The sequence below is a fragment of the Schinkia azotoformans genome, from assembly GCF_035811335.1.
GTDB classification, from domain to species: Bacteria; Bacillota; Bacilli; order Bacillales; family Bacillaceae_J; genus Schinkia; species Schinkia azotoformans.
Window position 1 is genome coordinate 19543 of the sequence record NZ_JARSMD010000001.1, and the last position, 15631, is coordinate 35173.

Sequence of the window (15631 nt, forward strand, 5' to 3'; positions counted from 1 at the left end):
CTAACATTGGGAAATGAGTTAACAGCACAATTACCTCCTCAAGAGCAACAGCAATCCTATTGGTTGCCGTTATTTGCGATTATTATTGGCGCTTTTGTTGCTATTTTAAATAATAGCCTTCTCAATATTGCCATTCCACAGCTCATGAATGTATTCGGGTCAACACAGGATCGAATTCAATGGGTGTTAACTGGCTATATGCTTGCTTCTGGGATCATTATCCCGATATCAGGATATGCCGGAGACCGCTTAGGATATAAAAAATTTTTCCTACTTTCATTGGCGGTGTTTACAGGGGGCGCTTTTCTCTGCGCGATTGCGTGGAGCGATATGACTTTGATTATTGCAAGGGTCATTCAAGGATTGGGCGGCGGTGTCATTATGCCGATCAGTATGGCCTTGATCTATAAGATTGTACCTCGGAACCAAATTGGAATGGCCTTAGGTTTATGGGGGATATCGGCGATGGTGGCGCCGGCCATCGGCCCGACCCTAAGCGGTTATTTAATTGAATGGTTTAATTGGCGTTTTCTATTTATCATCAATATCCCGATCGCACTTTTTGCCCTTTTTATGGTTAGTATTTTATTAAAAGAGACTGAAATTGATAAAACGAAGACATTCGATTTTATGGGCTTTTTCCTAATCGCGACGTCATGTGCAACGATGTTATATGCATTGAGTAACGGAAATAAAGTGGGATGGACGTCCTTTGAGATTGTATTTTTACTATACATAGCCATATCCGCTTTGATTTTATTAATTTGGGTGGAAAAAGGGAAAGAAAACCCGATTATTGAATTAAGTTTATTTAAAAATTTTCCATTTACGCTTAGTCTGGCTATCTCCAGCTTTTTAACTGTGGGGCTTATGGGCGGTATGTTTTTGATACCGATCTATTTTCAAAATATCCAGCATATTTCTGCTGTTGATACAGGGATTTTGTTGATGCCGCAGGCGATTGCGATGGCGTTAATGATGCCAATTGCCGGTAAGCTATTTGATAAATTCGGTGCTATTCCTGTTGGTGTGGTAGGTTTGATACTGTCTGCTGTGCCGAGCTATGAATTATACCGATTAACGGCAGATACATCACATAGTTGGATCAATTTTGTTTTGATCGTACGTGGTCTTGGGCTCGGCTTATGTATGATGCCGATCAATACAGCGGGCATGAATGCTGTTCTTCCAAAACAAGTGGGGAATGCTTCTTCCTTATCGAATTTGATTAGGCAAGTCGCGGGCTCCATATCGATTGCGATCCTCACGATGATCATGCAAAAACGTGCCGCCTTACATGGCAGCTATATGGCGGAATCGATCACACTTGATAATCCAGCCATTTTTCAAGTAAACGGCTCATCACCAATAAGTTTAAGTACACTAGGAAGTCTAATCCAACTTGAATCGACAACAAGAGGGATAGCAGACACATTTTGGATAGCGGCCTTACCATTATTTTTATGCATCCCTTTGGTTTTTTTCTTTAAGAAACCAAAGCAAACCGAGTGATGGGACACAGGACCGGGAACTGTGGTTCATTTTTGTGTAGTTGGGACATGGGGTCGGGAACTCTGGCCCATTTTTAAATGAAGTTAACGAAAGGAGCAGTCATTTGCGAATGAAAAATAAAACACTATTTGCCGCTATAAGTCTTTTATTAGTGGCCACACCAGGTCTAACTGGCTGCAGTTCTAATGTGATTGAAGTTTCAAGCCAAGAGCTTTCTGTAAATGTAAAAACAGCGACGGCTTATGAAGGATTTTTAAACAACGGACCGATTTTTACTGGGACTGTTCAAGCGAATGAAGAAGTGACGGTTGTTCCAAAGCTTTCAGGCCGAATTGCAAGTATACCTGTAGAGGTAGGAATGACGGTTAAAAAAGGAGATCTTTTGTTTTCTTTAGAAGATCAGGATTTAAAAAATCAATCACTCCAATCTGAGGCAGCATTGGGAGTTGCAAAGTCTGGGATTGAAGCGGCAAAATCAAGCTATAAAAATGGGGTGATTGCAGCGGAGAACGGGCTGAATCAGGCGGCCTCAACGGTGAGCCAATTAAAAAATAGCTTGGAAGAAATTAATGCTTCAGAGAAAAAGATTACTAAAAATCTTGCTGACGCCCAGGCTAATTTGAATCGTACAAAAGAACTGTTTGCGGCAGGCGCGGTGTCGAAGTCACAGTTGGAGCAGGCTGAGACTGCATTTGTGACAGCAGAATCTGCTATGAAGTCCGTAGAGGTTAGTAGAAAAACTACTCAGGATAAACTTGCGACAGCCCAGGTTGCTTACAATAACGCAAAAACACAGCTGCAACTTGCAAAAGAAAATCCACAGGTAACGGTCAGTGAAGAACAGTTGAAACAAGCCGAAGCAGCTGCCCAAATTGTAAATCATAATCTTGGAGAAGCATCAATCGTTTCGCCTATTGCAGGGACAATAAGTTCTGTTAATAGTGCAGTAGGGGAAATAGTAGGGCCGCAAACCGCGACTGTAGTAGTTTCGGATATTAGTAATGTGCGGGCTCTAGTATATGTACCAGCTGAAAAAATCAATACGATCAGCGTAGGTGACGCTGTTCAAGTAAAAATAGCCGCTGCTGACACTAGTTCTATTGGTAAAGTCAGCAATGTTAGTCCAGTGAGCGTAAATGGTAAGGGTTATCCGGTCGAAATTACAGTGGGGAATTCCGAACTAAAATTGAAGCCAGGAATGGTAAGTGAAGTGATGTTCATTGATGATGAACAATCAAAAGGCACAATTATTCCAGCTAAAGCATTAGTGGAAAAAGACGGAAAGATATTTGTATACGTGGTTGAAGACGGTCATGCCAAACTAACAGAAGTAGAAGTGGGCCAAATAACTGATTCCCAAGTCTCAGTGAAGAGTGGCTTGAACGCAAATGACAAAGTGGTAACAACAAAAGTAGAAGTATTAGAGGATGGAATGAATATAATAGAAGACTAACCGGGCGGAACACAAGCCCAGTTGTTGGGACACAGGGTCGGGAACTGTGTCCCATTTTTGTGTGAGGAGTGGGACGCGGGGCCGGGAACTATGTCCCAGTTACAGATGTGGGTCAGAGAACTCGACCCTGTGTCCCACACCGATTCCCAGTTTTATGGTATTATAAAAGTGATACAATGGTTCCACAAAAGGAAGGGGAGGTTTACATGGTATTTCAAATAAAACTGAAAAGACCAATGCGAATCTTAACATCAGCAATGGTCGCAGCAGGTGCTTTAACTCCATTCGTATTCCCTTTAGATGTAAGTGCAAACAGCAAGAACATAGTAGATAGAATCTTAGCTGTTCCGGATAATTATGAGAGTGACCTAAATGGGAATGCATTATCCAATCTTATTATTAAGGAAGAGGATGTTGGATTTACATCGGGTGATACATTTCGCTTAACTTTATCCCCTGGTGTCAAATGGCTTACAAGTCAGTATCCATCAGGAAAAATGTTTAAGGGTACAAATGGAGCCAGTTTTACAGTCGCGCAAGCAACCGCTCAAAATATTGAATTGGAAATTTCGGGTTCATGGGAAGGTGGCGATAAATCCGTTAACATTCCGCTTTACTTTAAAGTAGAGGATGCGTTAGGAGATTTAAAAGTAACAGTTGATCCTAGAGGTTCAACCTTATCATATGGTCAATATACATTTGCAACTGTTCCAGCTGTAATTACAAAAATAAATACTGAAGAAGCCCCCATATTAATCCCGGGACAAAACAATGAAGATTTGCAAAAGCTCGAAACGGCAGCCCTTACTATTAAAGAAGGATCAGCTAATTCATGGTTATCTAGAAATAATGTCGTTATTGAATTTCCCGAATGGACCAAAGTTGTTGGCTACAAATTAATAGAAGCAAATGGAATTTCGGATCGTTCTCGTCAGGAGCTTGAAAATACGTTAAATACCAAAATTACTGGTGAAAAAAATACAATTGAATTTATAATGCCAACATCAACATCTTCCCAAACAGAACGTAGCTTTAAGATGAAATTTTATATTTCTTCTCAAGTAGATTCCGAAGGAGCTGTAACTGTAAAAATCTCTGGAAGTGCCCTAGTTAGAGGAGAGGCAATCGTAGCAAAAGTAGTTCCACCTCAAACGATTGAAGAGGACTCATCTCCCTATGATGTTGTCTTTAAAATTGGTAATACAACGTATAGTAAGGCTGGGGTTGATAATTTAATGGACGTTGCCCCCTTCATTGAAGCAGGGCGTACCTACCTGCCCATACGTTATGTGGCAGAGGCGTTGGGGGTAAACCGTGATAATATCCTTTGGGACGAAGCAAGAGGCCAAGTTACCATCAACAAAGATGATCTCTCAATCCAATTAACAGTAGGCAGTAATGTACTAAAGGTTAATGGTAAGGAGACCATTATGGATGTACCGGTCAAAAATGTAAAAAGTCGAACAGTACTACCTCTAAACTTTGTATCTCAAGCACTGGGAGCACAAGTCAACTGGAATGAAACCAATCAAACAATTACATTAAAAGTAAAAGAGTAGCCCACGGGCTACTCTTTTATTGTGAGCCACAGGTTCGCTGGACCACGGGGTCGGGAACTGCGGCTCATGTAATGTACTCTGACACAATGTCAAAGTTGCTATTAAGCTGAACTACAACTAATTCGTGCTTATCTTTTTTATAAAAAAATTTAAAATTTGATTTAGGTCAATTACGAATGAGAATCATTATCATAAAATCAACCTATAAGTATAGACATCAACTCAAAAGAGGTGTTTGTAATGGTTGATGATATGGAAAGTTTAGAAAAACAAATACAAATGCTGAAAAAGGAATTAATTTTTACGGCAAAAGCCTTTGGTATAAATAGCAACGAGACTATATGTTGTAGCCAGAAACTAGATCAGCTTATAATAATCCACCAAAAACATGGGGTGAGGGCGAAATGAATCATATAACGTTGTATGTATTGGGAATATCTTGTTTTAAATGTGTCACTAAGATTGAAAAGGAAGTTGAAGCTTTATGTGGTATTTTTTCTTTCAAAGGTAAATTACCGAAAGGAAAGATTACCATTGAGTTTAATCCAAGCCTAGTTAGCACCAATAAAATAATAGAAAAAATTGAAAAGCAGGGGTTTTCGGTGGCTAAGATTATACAAAAAGAAGAAAGAATTGTGATGTTTGATTGAAAACTTGACCGTGGGGTCGGTCAGGGGACATGGGGCTGAGTCGGGGTTGGGGCGAACCGACACGAGGGCGGGTTTGAACCATGGAGCGAGCCATGGAGGTCGGGTTCAGTGTCCCATATTAGAAGTGTCTGCCCCCACGGCTCCCCCCATGACCTGAACCACTGTCTACATGGTTTATTTCCCCAGGATCTATAATAATGTGGCGTTCGTTTATTTCCGCCAAACCTAGGAATAAGGGAAAAAGAATAATAAAAAAGATGACGAAGTACCTTGCCACCGGTAGTGCTTCTTTTTTTATGGAAAAGAGAAGGGGTAGTAGCATACCGGTGCTTACTCCTAGTATGTTGGCTACAGCATCCCAAAGCTCTGCAGTCCTGTCTGGCAAAAGAAATTGACGATATTCTTCTACTACTCCGATTAAAACAAGTATAAACCAAATAAATGAAAGTCCTCTTAAACGATGTGTTCTGGATGTTACGGATATAAGGACTATTCCAATGCAAAGTGCAATTACAGCATATGTACTGAAATGAGCAATTTTATCGGCTCCAAACAACACCCTAGTATTAAATTCAAGCAAACTATTTCAACCTCACCAATTTTTTTCTCTTATATCTGTATTGACAAAAAACGAATAAATATTCAACCATCTCAACTAGCAATGTATCTTTTTTGAAAGATATTATGGTAAAATCTACTTCATACTACTAATAAGGGGACAATAAGTGATGAACATATTAGTAACTGGTGGCGCTGGGTATATTGGCTCACATACTTGTGTTGCTTTACTAGAAGCTGGACATTCAGTCATTATTGCAGATAATCTTTGTAATAGTAGGCGTGAGACTGTTGAGAAAATAATGGACATTACAGGTAAAGAAATTGCCTTTTATAAGATTGATGTAACGGATGTAGAAGCTGTTGAAATTATTTTTAGGAATTATAAGATTGATGGTGTTATTCACATTGCTGGTCTTAAAGCGGTTGCTGAGTCTGTAGAAAAGCCCCAAGATTATTATTATAACAATATTGTTAGTACACTTGTCCTTGCAAAGACTTGTCATAAATATGGTGTAAATCGGTTTGTCTTTAGCTCATCGGCTACAGTGTACGGTGAAAACAGAGTACCTTTTGTAGAAAGTATGGAACTTTTACCTACGACGAATCCCTATGGTGAAACAAAAGCAATGAGTGAGAGGATTTTAATTGATATAGCAAAAGCAAATCCTACTTTCTACTTGTCAATCCTTCGATATTTTAATCCGGTAGGTGCCCATGAAAGTGGATTGATCGGCGAAGCCCCAAATGGAATCCCAAATAATCTCATGCCGTTTGTAACACAAGTAGCTAAGGGGAAATTAGAGAAGTTGAAAATCTTCGGAAAAGACTATCCAACTGTGGACGGGACAGGAGTTCGTGATTATATTCATGTTGTGGACCTTGCTGAAGGCCATGTCGCCGCATTAGAAAATTTAACGGAAGGGGTCCATATCTATAATTTAGGAACCGGAAAAGGTACTAGTGTACTGGAGTTGGTTAAAGCTTTTGAAGAAGCTAACGATATTGAAATACCTTATGAAATCGTAAATCGCCGACCCGGAGATATTGCTGAGTGTTACGCTGATACTTCAAAAGCAAATCGAAAACTTGGTTGGACAGCCAAACGCAATATTGTTGCTATGTGCCGAGATGCCTGGCGATTTGAAAAAAATTATATAGAATAGTTAAGATTGTGGTACAAAAGGTGAGAGCTTAGTCCCGTATATAACGTAAAAAGAGCAACCAGTATGGTTGCTCTTTTTAATAGCCTTTCTTCCATTAATCGGAAATTACCATTTTAATAGTGTAAGGTGTTTCGCCATTATCGTTATATAGTCTAGCTCCAACTGTTAACGTATTGTCGTCTTCACCATCAAATTTCTCCAAGATATCGAATAGATCTTTTGTGAAGCCTTGAGATTTTCCAGTTGCTGCAAAGATTGCTGGTAGATTAATAACATCTCCATTAAAGATCTCGCTACGTACAGAAGAATTACCTAAGATCTCAAACACTTTATTTAAATCAACTGTAGCGAAGACATCATGGACTGCATCTTCATCAAGTGCAGCAAGAAGTTGTTCGACATGCAATGCTCTAAATACATCTCTTACTGATTCCTTACCGTACTTCGAATCGTTTAGCATTGTATTAAATATTTGATTAAAATCAATTAATGCATATAAATCACTATAGATTTCTGCCTTTTTATCACTGGCATTAATTGTTTCAATGATTTTCTTTGGATTGCTTAAGTCGCTAAATTTAAGTTCACCAAATTCTTCGTACTTAGTTAAAATATTGAATACAGCCACTTTATCAACAAAGTCAGTGAATTCAACTACATCATTAATTGCTGCAAAATCAACGATGTTGTAGATATCGCTAGCAGTACCAGTACCTTTAACAGCATCAAAAATCTTATTAATATCAACATTAGCTAATAATGCTTGCAATGTGTCTGAATCTTTATCGCTCACGATTGTGAAGATTTCCCCAAATTTAATTGCATCATACAAGGCAGCTTTATTCACATCTGGATTTGCTAGTAAAACGTTAAGAAGTTCAGTAAAGTTTACTTCTTCAAAGTTAATATTATTAGCATTCACCTTTGAGAAGTCTACATTATCAATAGTATTATCAACTCCTTCAGTTAATCCAAAGTCGCCAATCGTACCAAGGTTTTCTATAGAAAGCTGTAGGTTACTAGTTTGTGTTACTTTCACCGTTGCTGAAAATACGGTGTTGCTTGTTACTTTTCTTAAGTCAGCCTCAAATGTGTTGTCTCCGTCAATTTTCGTAATCACATCGCCGAAGGAAATGCTTGAGATTTTTGGACCTTGACCAACAGCATAAGTTTTAAACGACAATGCCTTTGGTGTAGCTCCAATATTTCCTAGTTCATCTTCAGCAGCGACATAGATTGTATAGGCTGTTCCAGGTTCTAAATTGGTAACTTCAAACGTTGTATCTTCATTCGCAGTAACAGCAACCGATTTTCCGTCTTCTCCTGTTATCTCGTCAATAGTTGGTGCAACGGTGCCCTCTTTAACAAGGTAATAAAGCTTACCAGTTTCGTTTGAAGATGCTTTGAATTTCGCGCTTGTTTCATGTTTTTCGATATGCTGAATTTCGCCAACAACTGGTGCTACTGTATCAAGATTAATGATATATTGTTTTGTTAATTTATAATCCCCTTTTGATAATGTAGCTGTTAATGTAATCGGGCCTTCATAGCCATCTTTTGTAATTTTACCAGTAGTTGTATCGATAGCATCAGATTCCCACTTGACGTTAACACCGTCAAAGCCATCAATTGTTGGGATTAAGTTTAATGATTTTTTGTTACCGATTTTTTCAGTTAATGCACCATTATCTCCTTTGATATCATTCCAAGTAAGAGCGTTTAGGGCATTAAACACAAGGAGTAGATCTTTTTTCTCCTCTGGTATTTGGCTTTCGTCGACAGCCACTTGATAGTCGCCAATGACTTCAATTTTATCAAGGATATCGGCAACACCTGAACCGCCAAGTTTTAAATCAGCTGCTTCAACTTTAAGATGGCCAATAGAAGCGCCAGTTGGAATTGTAAGTTCGACGCCTGCTGCTTGAATAGCAATATTTGAAAGGGTAGCCCCTTCAGCAAGGCTTAGATTCACAGCTTTATTAACTGTTATATTCCCTTTGAACGTTCCTTTAAGCTGGATTGTTCCACCACCGGAAATATCAACGTTTGCATTACTAGCTGCACCATTAAGTTCAATTACGGCATCATCGTCTTGTACATCAATAGCCCCAGTATGGGTTGCTTCACTTGAGAAAGTACCAAATTTAACATCTTTTAAATCCGTTTTGCTTACTGTTACACTATCCGCTAATTTAACAGTTCCTTTTGGTATATTTACTGTTAAAGTGCCTTTAACAATGATGTTGCGAAGAGTAATAATCTCCTCTGCATCACCTTTGATTGTTAAATCCCCTGTAATCGTTGTTGTGCCGGATGCAGGCCCAAAAGTCAAAGCAGATTCTTTATCAATATCAATTGTGTAGTTACCATTAATCGTTTTACCACTATTAATATCATCCGGTGTAGTGACTGAACCGCCGCCACCACCGCCGCCACCGCCACCTGTTGTAGCATCAGGGTTATTCTTGCCATTAATTTTTGCGATGTCTTTTTTTACATCGTTATAGTTTTTAATAATGTCTTTTGCTGCTACATCAGCAGGGAGAATAAGATTTTCAACTTTTGTCCCTTTTACAAGTGTTATTTTCGTGGATTTCACTAATTCTAGTGTTCCAATTTTCTTACCGTATAGTGACATTTCTTTTGTTGTGTCAACGACTGCGTTATCGACCTTCACTTTAAGGTCAAGTTTTTCAACACCATCATTTACTGTTACTTTCGAAATGACAGCACTATCATCTCCAGTGATCGTTGCATTCTTAGTTACAACAACTTCTTTAATCGTTGTTTTGCCTTTTGCTGCAACATTGACATCTTGTTTATTCACTTCAACAGCATTTAATGCAGCGTCAGTAAATACAACAGTGTTGTTGTCGCCACCATTGATAGTAGTTTTTCCTGAAACGCTAATATTTTCTGAGTAAAAATCGTTTTGCAGCTCTTTCCCAATCTCGAAATCTCCGGCAATTTTTACATTTTTAACAGAAACATAGTTTCCTGCAACTTTTACATTGCCATCAATCGTATTATTGCCTCCGTCTAAAACAACGTTCTTGCTGAATTCTACTTCATCAGCACCTACAGCTTGTCCGCTAGCTGTTAGTTCTAAAGAAGTAATCTTTGTAATCGTTTGGTTTGAAGATACAAAGCTGATTTTGCCATCTTTTAAGATGCTACTATTTGCTGTATTAAAAATCCCTTTAAGATTATCTGCAATTTTGTATGATACACCGCCAATTGTCACAGCTTCATTTGTTACGGCATTGATACTAGCTGAAGCCAACGCAGGGAGGAGCCCTTGACTATCTGCACGGTGTAAGAATACTGTTGCTTCGGCACGAGTTGCATGATCATTTGGTGCAAATGTTGTGTTAGTTTTTCCACTCACTAATTTAGATTGATAAAGGGCAGTAACTACTTCCTTGTACCATGAATTAGCAGGGACATCAGCGAATGGTAATGTAGCTTGACCATCTGCTGAAAGATTGCACACCCTTGTAAGTAGTGCTGCAATTTCAGCACGGGTAATCTGTTTATTTGGCTGGAAAGTGCCATCTTCATAACCGCCAACTAACCCTTGGTTTGCTAGGGCAGCAACAGCGTTGTAGTACCAAGCATTTGTATGTACGTCTTTGAAGTTTGGATTATTAACAGAATCTGTATTCAAATCTAGAATTTTTGTTAAAAGTGCTGAAAATTCAGCGCGTGTAACAGCATTATTCGGCTTGAATGTACCATCCGGATAACCGTCAATAACGCCTTTTTCTACTAAGTCTTGGACTGCTTTATAGTAATAAGCATCCTTGGATACATCTTTGAAAGACTTTACAGCTGCATCTGCAGTAAAGCTTCCACTAAGTGGAGAAATTACAACTGCTGCAGAAACGGTTGAAGCAATGAGTTTCTGAGAATTTAACCTTCTAGTAGCTTTCTTTTTCATATCAAATAACCACTCCTTCTATATTTTTGTTTGTTACACTGGTTACTAAACTATTGTACTAGTATAAATTTACTTCTTTTGGAATTATAACATAGTTTTCTTTTAAAATAATAGAGCATTCAACATGTTTTCCCATTTTAGTAGTTATTTAGTAAAGGTCATGACAGTTTTGATGATTGTCATGACCTCTTCTTGTTGTTAAATCTAGAATTTTAGTTTAGAAATTTGGTGTATTCAGAGTACTTTCCTAGCAAATTATTAAATTCCTCTTGGAAGTAATCTGCTTTACTTTCGGAATAACCATTTTGTGCTAATTCGTTTTTCGCATTTTCATATTTGGCATTGAACTCACCCTCATAGTACTTATATAAAGATTCTCCTTGGTTGAGTGCTTCTGAAAAGCTAAGTTGATCATTTAAAAAATCCGATTTCAGTTTGCTAAACTCAGCTTCTGCTTGTGTTTTTAAACTGCTCAATTGATTCTCATATTTAGATAGAATGCTTTCGGCAGTTGGAGTTGGTGTTGGTGTTGGATTCGTAACGGGACCGCCACCTCCACCGCCGCTAGCTGGTGTACCTGGTGTTTCTATTGTCGTAGAACTGCCTTCACTCGGTTTTTCAGTATTGTTAACGTTTGTCGTTTCAGTGTTTCCAGTTGTTTGATCTTTAGCTTGGCTGCTTTTTCCATCATTTACTTTTTGGATAAAAGCAGCAATTTCACCGCGGGTGACTGGATCATTTGGTGCAAATTGACTTGCTGATCTTCCTGAAGTGATGTTGTTACCATATAATGTTTGTACAGCTTTTGCATACCAACTAGCTGGATTTACATCGGTAAATTGGGCTTTTTGCGCATCGGGCTTTTCTTCTATTGAAAAGGCCTTAACGAGCATGCTAGCCATTTCGGCTCTCGTAATCGTTTTGTTTGGCTTGAATGTTCCGTCTTCGTAACCACTAATCCCACCTGCTTGCGTAAGTGCAGTTACTGGCTCATAGAACCAGTCCTCTTTTTTGACATCAGAAAAATTTGCTGATGTTCCAACCGGTTTTCCAAGACCTAAATCAAACGCTATCATTTTCGCTGCTTCTGCTCTCGTAACTGCTTTGTCCGGCTTGAATGTACCATCGCTATAACCACCAATGACACCTTTATCAGAAAGAGAATATACCGCTTTTTCATAGAAAACGCCAGTCGAGATGTCTTTAAATGCAGTAGCGGCATGGGAGTGTTCTGCGGTGATTGGTGTTACTGCGGCTGTTATTAAGAATGCAGAGGAAATGGCTGTGAGCAATTCCTTTTTAAAATTCTTTTTATACAATTGAATACCTCCTAGAATGATAGTTTATTAATTTGATAGGTGCAATCCGAAATGACTAATTCTTTTTACATCTTTTTCAATTTTAGCAGAATGTTTGCTATATGCAAATATAATTTGTGTTGGTGTGTTGCTTCTATTAATAATTATCATAAACTAGAAGTAGTGAAAATCCTCCTGGTTATATTGTAGATCATGGATATCCAATATATTGGTTCTCGTAAAGAACGCTTATGAAGAAAGGAAGAAAATTTATGTCTATAGTAACAAACAGTAAAATCATAATGATAATTATTTCATGGGCAGCAGTTTTGTTTTGGATGCTGCTCATTTTTTATTTATCTTCTCAAGAAGCGGAGCAATCAAACAATCTAAGCAAAGGGGTAACAAAGGTTATCGTTGAGACCGTCGAAAAAGTTACTCCAGAAAAAGACTTTAATATGGATACCATAAACCATTTTGTCCGTAAAAACGCTCATTTTTTTGCATATTTAACGCTTGGCATATTAGTGCTGAATGCAATAAGAAGAAGTAGGGTGAACGGAAGTACAATAAGTGGGGTTGCTACATTGGCCATGGCATTTGGGATTTGTGTTCTTTACGCTATTGGTGATGAAGTTCATCAGTTGTTTGTACCTGGCAGAGGGGGACAGGTGAAGGATATTCTAATAGATAGTTCAGGAGCAATTGTTGGTATAGGGTTATATATGATTATTGCTAAAATGAGGGAGGGGAAAACTTGGACATGGGGACAGGTTTAGCCCGCTGTCCTATCCAAGAAACGAGCCAACGAACCCGCCCCTATGTCATGGTCCAAGGGGTCGGCCTGGACCGCGGGGTCGGGAACTGTGTCCCAGTACCTGCATCCCAATTTTTAATTAAACGTTCATTTAATTTGTAAATTTGGTCCACGATTTTTTGTGATTGTTTTATAATGAGAATGATTGAGTACTAGTGGAAGTGAGTGTTATTAGATGGCAATTTTAAAAAATGATTGGGCTCCATTGCTTGAAGGGGAATTCGCAAAGCCTTATTATCAACGACTGCGAACAATTTTGCGGGAAGAATACCAGACGCAGGTGATTTACCCTGATCAATATGATATTTACAATGCTTTGCACTTTACCTCTTTTGAAGATACAAAAGTCGTGATCATAGGCCAGGATCCGTATCACGGACCTGGGCAGGCTCATGGATTAAGCTTTTCGGTGAAACCGGGAGTGAAAATTCCACCGTCGTTGCAAAACATCTATAAAGAGCTGCAGAGTGATGTAGGGTGTTATATTCCTAACCATGGCTATTTAGTGGATTGGACGAAGCAGGGGGTGTTGTTGCTAAACGCCGTTTTAACCGTACGGGCAGGTATTCCAAATTCGCATAAGGCTCTAGGCTGGGAAATGTTCACTGACAAAGTTATAGAAACCTTAAATCAACGTGGGAAACCAGTTGTATTTATTTTGTGGGGTGCCTATGCACAACAAAAGCAGCAGCTGATTACTTCATCAAGGCATTTTATAATAAAATCGCCGCATCCAAGTCCATTTTCGGCAAATCGCGGATTCTTCGGTAGCCGCCCGTTTTCACGTGCCAATGCTTTTCTGCGAGAGATCGGAAGCGGAGAAATAGATTGGCAGATTAGAAACCTGTCTTAATTAAACGTTTATTTAAATCCTATGATGAGCCACAGGGTCGGGTTCTCTGTCCCAGTTAAGCCGGAGTTCCCGCCCCCATGTCCCAAACCGCTCTATATCCCCAAAAATTATATAAAATTGAAGATTTCCTCAAAACTCCTACCCAAATTTCAATTTTCTCTAGTGAATTTTAAAAATTTCAGCCCAAACTACCTTGAAAATTGAAAATCTCGAGTTTGCTCCGAATTTAATTTTGTGCCAAACTGGGTTTATTAAATGTAGAAGGGGGTTAGTGTTAGTAAAGTGGAAAAAATATAGGAATGGCTTCATACACAAGTTCGCGGATGCAAAATTTTTTTATTTGATTCCTTAAACGTTACTTCTAGTGGATGCTTCTAGTAAATAACTTCAAAAGATACAGCCTCGTTTATTTTATTTTTCTACGACTTTTAAATTTTTTCATAACAAAGACAAAAACAGTATATAGGCTTTTGGGGGGTAAAGGACAGGTTACTAATTCCAAGAGGTGATTTTAACATGGCAAAAAAACCAAGGACAAAAAGCAATACTGGAACTTATCATGTGATGTTGCGCGGAATTAATAAACAAATTATTTTTGAGGGAGATGCTGATAAGCGTAAGTTTATAGAGGTGCTAAAAAAAATTAAAGAAATTAGTAACTTTCAACTTTTCAGTTATTGTTTGATGGATAATCATGTGCATTTACTTTTGAAGGAAACTGAAGAGGGGATTTCAGATATTGTAAAAAGAATCAGTGCTAGTTATGCCCTATGGTTTAATTTCAAATATCAGCGTTGTGGTTCTCTTTTCCAGGGACGGTTTAGGAGCGAAAATGTAGAAACGAATGACTATTTCATGAGGGTCATTAGGTATATACATCAAAACCCGCTAAAGGCAGGAATAGCAAGCAATGTTTTTGAAAATAAGTGGACAAGCATCCATGAGTTTTTCAGCACCGGGGACATGATAGATACCGAAACTGTGCTGAAACAATTTTCTAAAGAAAAAACCGATACAGTCCAAAAGTTCAAAGATTTTATGGAAGAAACAAATGAGGATGAATTTCTGGATGATTTTGACATAGTTAAAAAAACGGATAGTGAAGTAATCAATATCCTAAATCAAATGGGAATTGAAAATATAGCTATGATCCAGCAAATGGACAAAAAGGAGCGAAACGATGTTTTGTTGGTATTGAAAAAAATGGAGGGAATTACAGTAAGGCAGCTATCAAGAATTACAGGTATTTCAAGAAGTGTGATAGCCCGCATTCAGTAATAAGGCTTTGGTGCGCTTGAACTGGGACACGGGGGCGGGAACTGTGGCTCAACTGGGACAGAGAACCCGCCTCCGTGTCCCCAACCGTGGTCAGATCCCATGCCCCAGCCAAACTCAATCCTTCAAAATACCCTCAAACACCTGCATCGCACTGATCACTTTCGGAAAACCAACGTACGGGATACAATGCAGGATCACATTTTTTATTTCTTCATTTGTTAATCCGATGTTTCGGGCAGAGTGGAGGTGTACCTTTAGCGCTCCCACGTCACCCTGCGTTATGATGGAGGAGAGTGTAATGAGCACTTTGTCCCTTTTTGTTAGTGCCGGCAATGAATAGATATCGCCAAAGGCGAATTCGGTGATAAAGTCAGACAACTCCGGAGAGGTCCCTCTTAATTTTTCGACTGCTTCAACTCCGACCTTCCCTGAAATCCCTTGCAAGTTTTCCAATCCAATTTCTTTACGTTTGGACATTTTTTTCTCCTCCTAGCAACCTAATAATTTTTACTATGTAGTTATTATTTTTGTAAAAAATTCGATAGTG

General features: G+C 38.7%; 13 protein-coding genes. 9 read left to right on the forward strand and 4 right to left on the reverse strand.

Annotation, left to right across the window (positions count from 1 at the left end):
- Positions 1-6: 6 nt before the first annotated feature.
- From P9E47_RS00085 to P9E47_RS00105, 5 genes are all read left to right on the forward strand, one after another.
- Positions 7-1512, forward strand: a complete 1506-nt coding sequence (locus P9E47_RS00085; protein WP_326162189.1) for a DHA2 family efflux MFS transporter permease subunit — start codon at positions 7-9, stop codon at positions 1510-1512.
- 109 nt (positions 1513-1621) lie between these two features.
- Positions 1622-2965 carry an efflux RND transporter periplasmic adaptor subunit gene (locus tag P9E47_RS00090; RefSeq protein ID WP_326162190.1) on the forward strand — a complete coding sequence of 448 codons (1344 nt, stop codon included), beginning with the start codon at positions 1622-1624 and terminating at the stop codon, positions 2963-2965.
- 206 nt (positions 2966-3171) lie between these two features.
- Positions 3172-4524 (forward strand): copper amine oxidase N-terminal domain-containing protein, encoded by a 1353-nt coding sequence (locus P9E47_RS00095; protein ID WP_326162191.1) that lies wholly within the window; start codon positions 3172-3174, stop codon positions 4522-4524.
- A gap of 240 nt (positions 4525-4764) precedes the next feature.
- Positions 4765-4932 (forward strand): aspartyl-phosphate phosphatase Spo0E family protein, encoded by a 168-nt coding sequence (locus P9E47_RS00100; protein WP_003329927.1) that lies wholly within the window; start codon positions 4765-4767, stop codon positions 4930-4932.
- A complete protein-coding gene (locus tag P9E47_RS00105; RefSeq protein ID WP_326151878.1) occupies positions 4929-5174 on the forward strand; it encodes a heavy-metal-associated domain-containing protein in 246 nt (81 codons plus the stop codon). Before P9E47_RS00100 ends, P9E47_RS00105 begins: the two co-directional genes overlap by 4 nt.
- A 118-nt stretch (positions 5175-5292) precedes the next feature.
- Here P9E47_RS00105 and P9E47_RS00110 read toward each other — a convergent pair whose 3' ends face one another.
- The gene (locus P9E47_RS00110; protein WP_003329925.1) at positions 5293-5754 is read right to left on the reverse strand and encodes a VanZ family protein; all 462 of its coding nucleotides are present in this window, start codon (positions 5752-5754) and stop codon (positions 5293-5295) included.
- Positions 5755-5902: 148 nt separating this feature from the next.
- Here P9E47_RS00110 and galE point away from each other — a divergent pair, with 148 nt between their 5' ends.
- Positions 5903-6898 carry a UDP-glucose 4-epimerase GalE gene (gene galE, locus P9E47_RS00115; protein WP_326162192.1) on the forward strand — a complete coding sequence of 332 codons (996 nt, stop codon included), beginning with the start codon at positions 5903-5905 and terminating at the stop codon, positions 6896-6898.
- A gap of 94 nt (positions 6899-6992) precedes the next feature.
- Here the strand turns inward: galE and P9E47_RS00120 are convergent, their stop codons facing one another.
- Positions 6993-10838, reverse strand: a complete 3846-nt coding sequence (locus P9E47_RS00120) for an S-layer homology domain-containing protein (RefSeq protein ID WP_326162193.1) — start codon at positions 10836-10838, stop codon at positions 6993-6995.
- Positions 10839-11050: 212 nt separating this feature from the next.
- On the reverse strand, positions 11051-12157 hold the full coding sequence (locus P9E47_RS00125; protein WP_326162194.1) for an S-layer homology domain-containing protein: 1107 nt from the start codon (positions 12155-12157) through the stop codon (positions 11051-11053).
- Between the two features lie 251 nt (positions 12158-12408).
- Here P9E47_RS00125 and P9E47_RS00130 point away from each other — a divergent pair, with 251 nt between their 5' ends.
- The 3 genes from P9E47_RS00130 (at position 12409) to P9E47_RS00140 (ending at position 15084) form a co-directional block, all read left to right on the forward strand.
- Positions 12409-12915, forward strand: a complete 507-nt coding sequence (locus tag P9E47_RS00130) for a VanZ family protein (protein ID WP_326162195.1) — start codon at positions 12409-12411, stop codon at positions 12913-12915.
- Between the two features lie 213 nt (positions 12916-13128).
- Complete coding sequence (locus P9E47_RS00135) at positions 13129-13806, forward strand: uracil-DNA glycosylase (protein ID WP_003329919.1); 678 nt, start codon at positions 13129-13131, stop codon at positions 13804-13806.
- 516 nt (positions 13807-14322) lie between these two features.
- Complete coding sequence (locus tag P9E47_RS00140; protein WP_326162196.1) at positions 14323-15084, forward strand: transposase; 762 nt, start codon at positions 14323-14325, stop codon at positions 15082-15084.
- Between the two features lie 114 nt (positions 15085-15198).
- On the opposite strand, the gene P9E47_RS00145 is transcribed toward P9E47_RS00140, so the two are convergent.
- Positions 15199-15561: a carboxymuconolactone decarboxylase family protein gene (locus tag P9E47_RS00145; RefSeq protein ID WP_326162197.1), complete on the reverse strand. Its 363-nt coding sequence runs from the start codon at positions 15559-15561 to the stop codon at positions 15199-15201.
- Positions 15562-15631 lie beyond the last annotated feature (70 nt).

Excerpts from the sequence above, each read along its gene's own strand:
- P9E47_RS00090 (WP_326162190.1), top strand. The coding sequence starts at position 1,622 with ATGAAAAATAAAACACTATTTGCCGCTATAAGTCTTTTATTAGTGGCC.
- P9E47_RS00095 (WP_326162191.1), top strand. The coding sequence starts at position 3,172 with ATGGTATTTCAAATAAAACTGAAAAGACCAATGCGAATCTTAACATCA.
- P9E47_RS00100 (WP_003329927.1), top strand. The coding sequence starts at position 4,765 with ATGGTTGATGATATGGAAAGTTTAGAAAAACAAATACAAATGCTGAAA.
- P9E47_RS00105 (WP_326151878.1), top strand. The coding sequence starts at position 4,929 with ATGAATCATATAACGTTGTATGTATTGGGAATATCTTGTTTTAAATGT.
- galE (WP_326162192.1), top strand. The coding sequence starts at position 5,903 with ATGAACATATTAGTAACTGGTGGCGCTGGGTATATTGGCTCACATACT.
- P9E47_RS00120 (WP_326162193.1), bottom strand. The coding sequence starts at position 10,838 with ATGAAAAAGAAAGCTACTAGAAGGTTAAATTCTCAGAAACTCATTGCT.
- P9E47_RS00130 (WP_326162195.1), top strand. The coding sequence starts at position 12,409 with ATGTCTATAGTAACAAACAGTAAAATCATAATGATAATTATTTCATGG.
- P9E47_RS00135 (WP_003329919.1), top strand. The coding sequence starts at position 13,129 with ATGGCAATTTTAAAAAATGATTGGGCTCCATTGCTTGAAGGGGAATTC.
- P9E47_RS00140 (WP_326162196.1), top strand. The coding sequence starts at position 14,323 with ATGGCAAAAAAACCAAGGACAAAAAGCAATACTGGAACTTATCATGTG.
- P9E47_RS00145 (WP_326162197.1), bottom strand. The coding sequence starts at position 15,561 with ATGTCCAAACGTAAAGAAATTGGATTGGAAAACTTGCAAGGGATTTCA.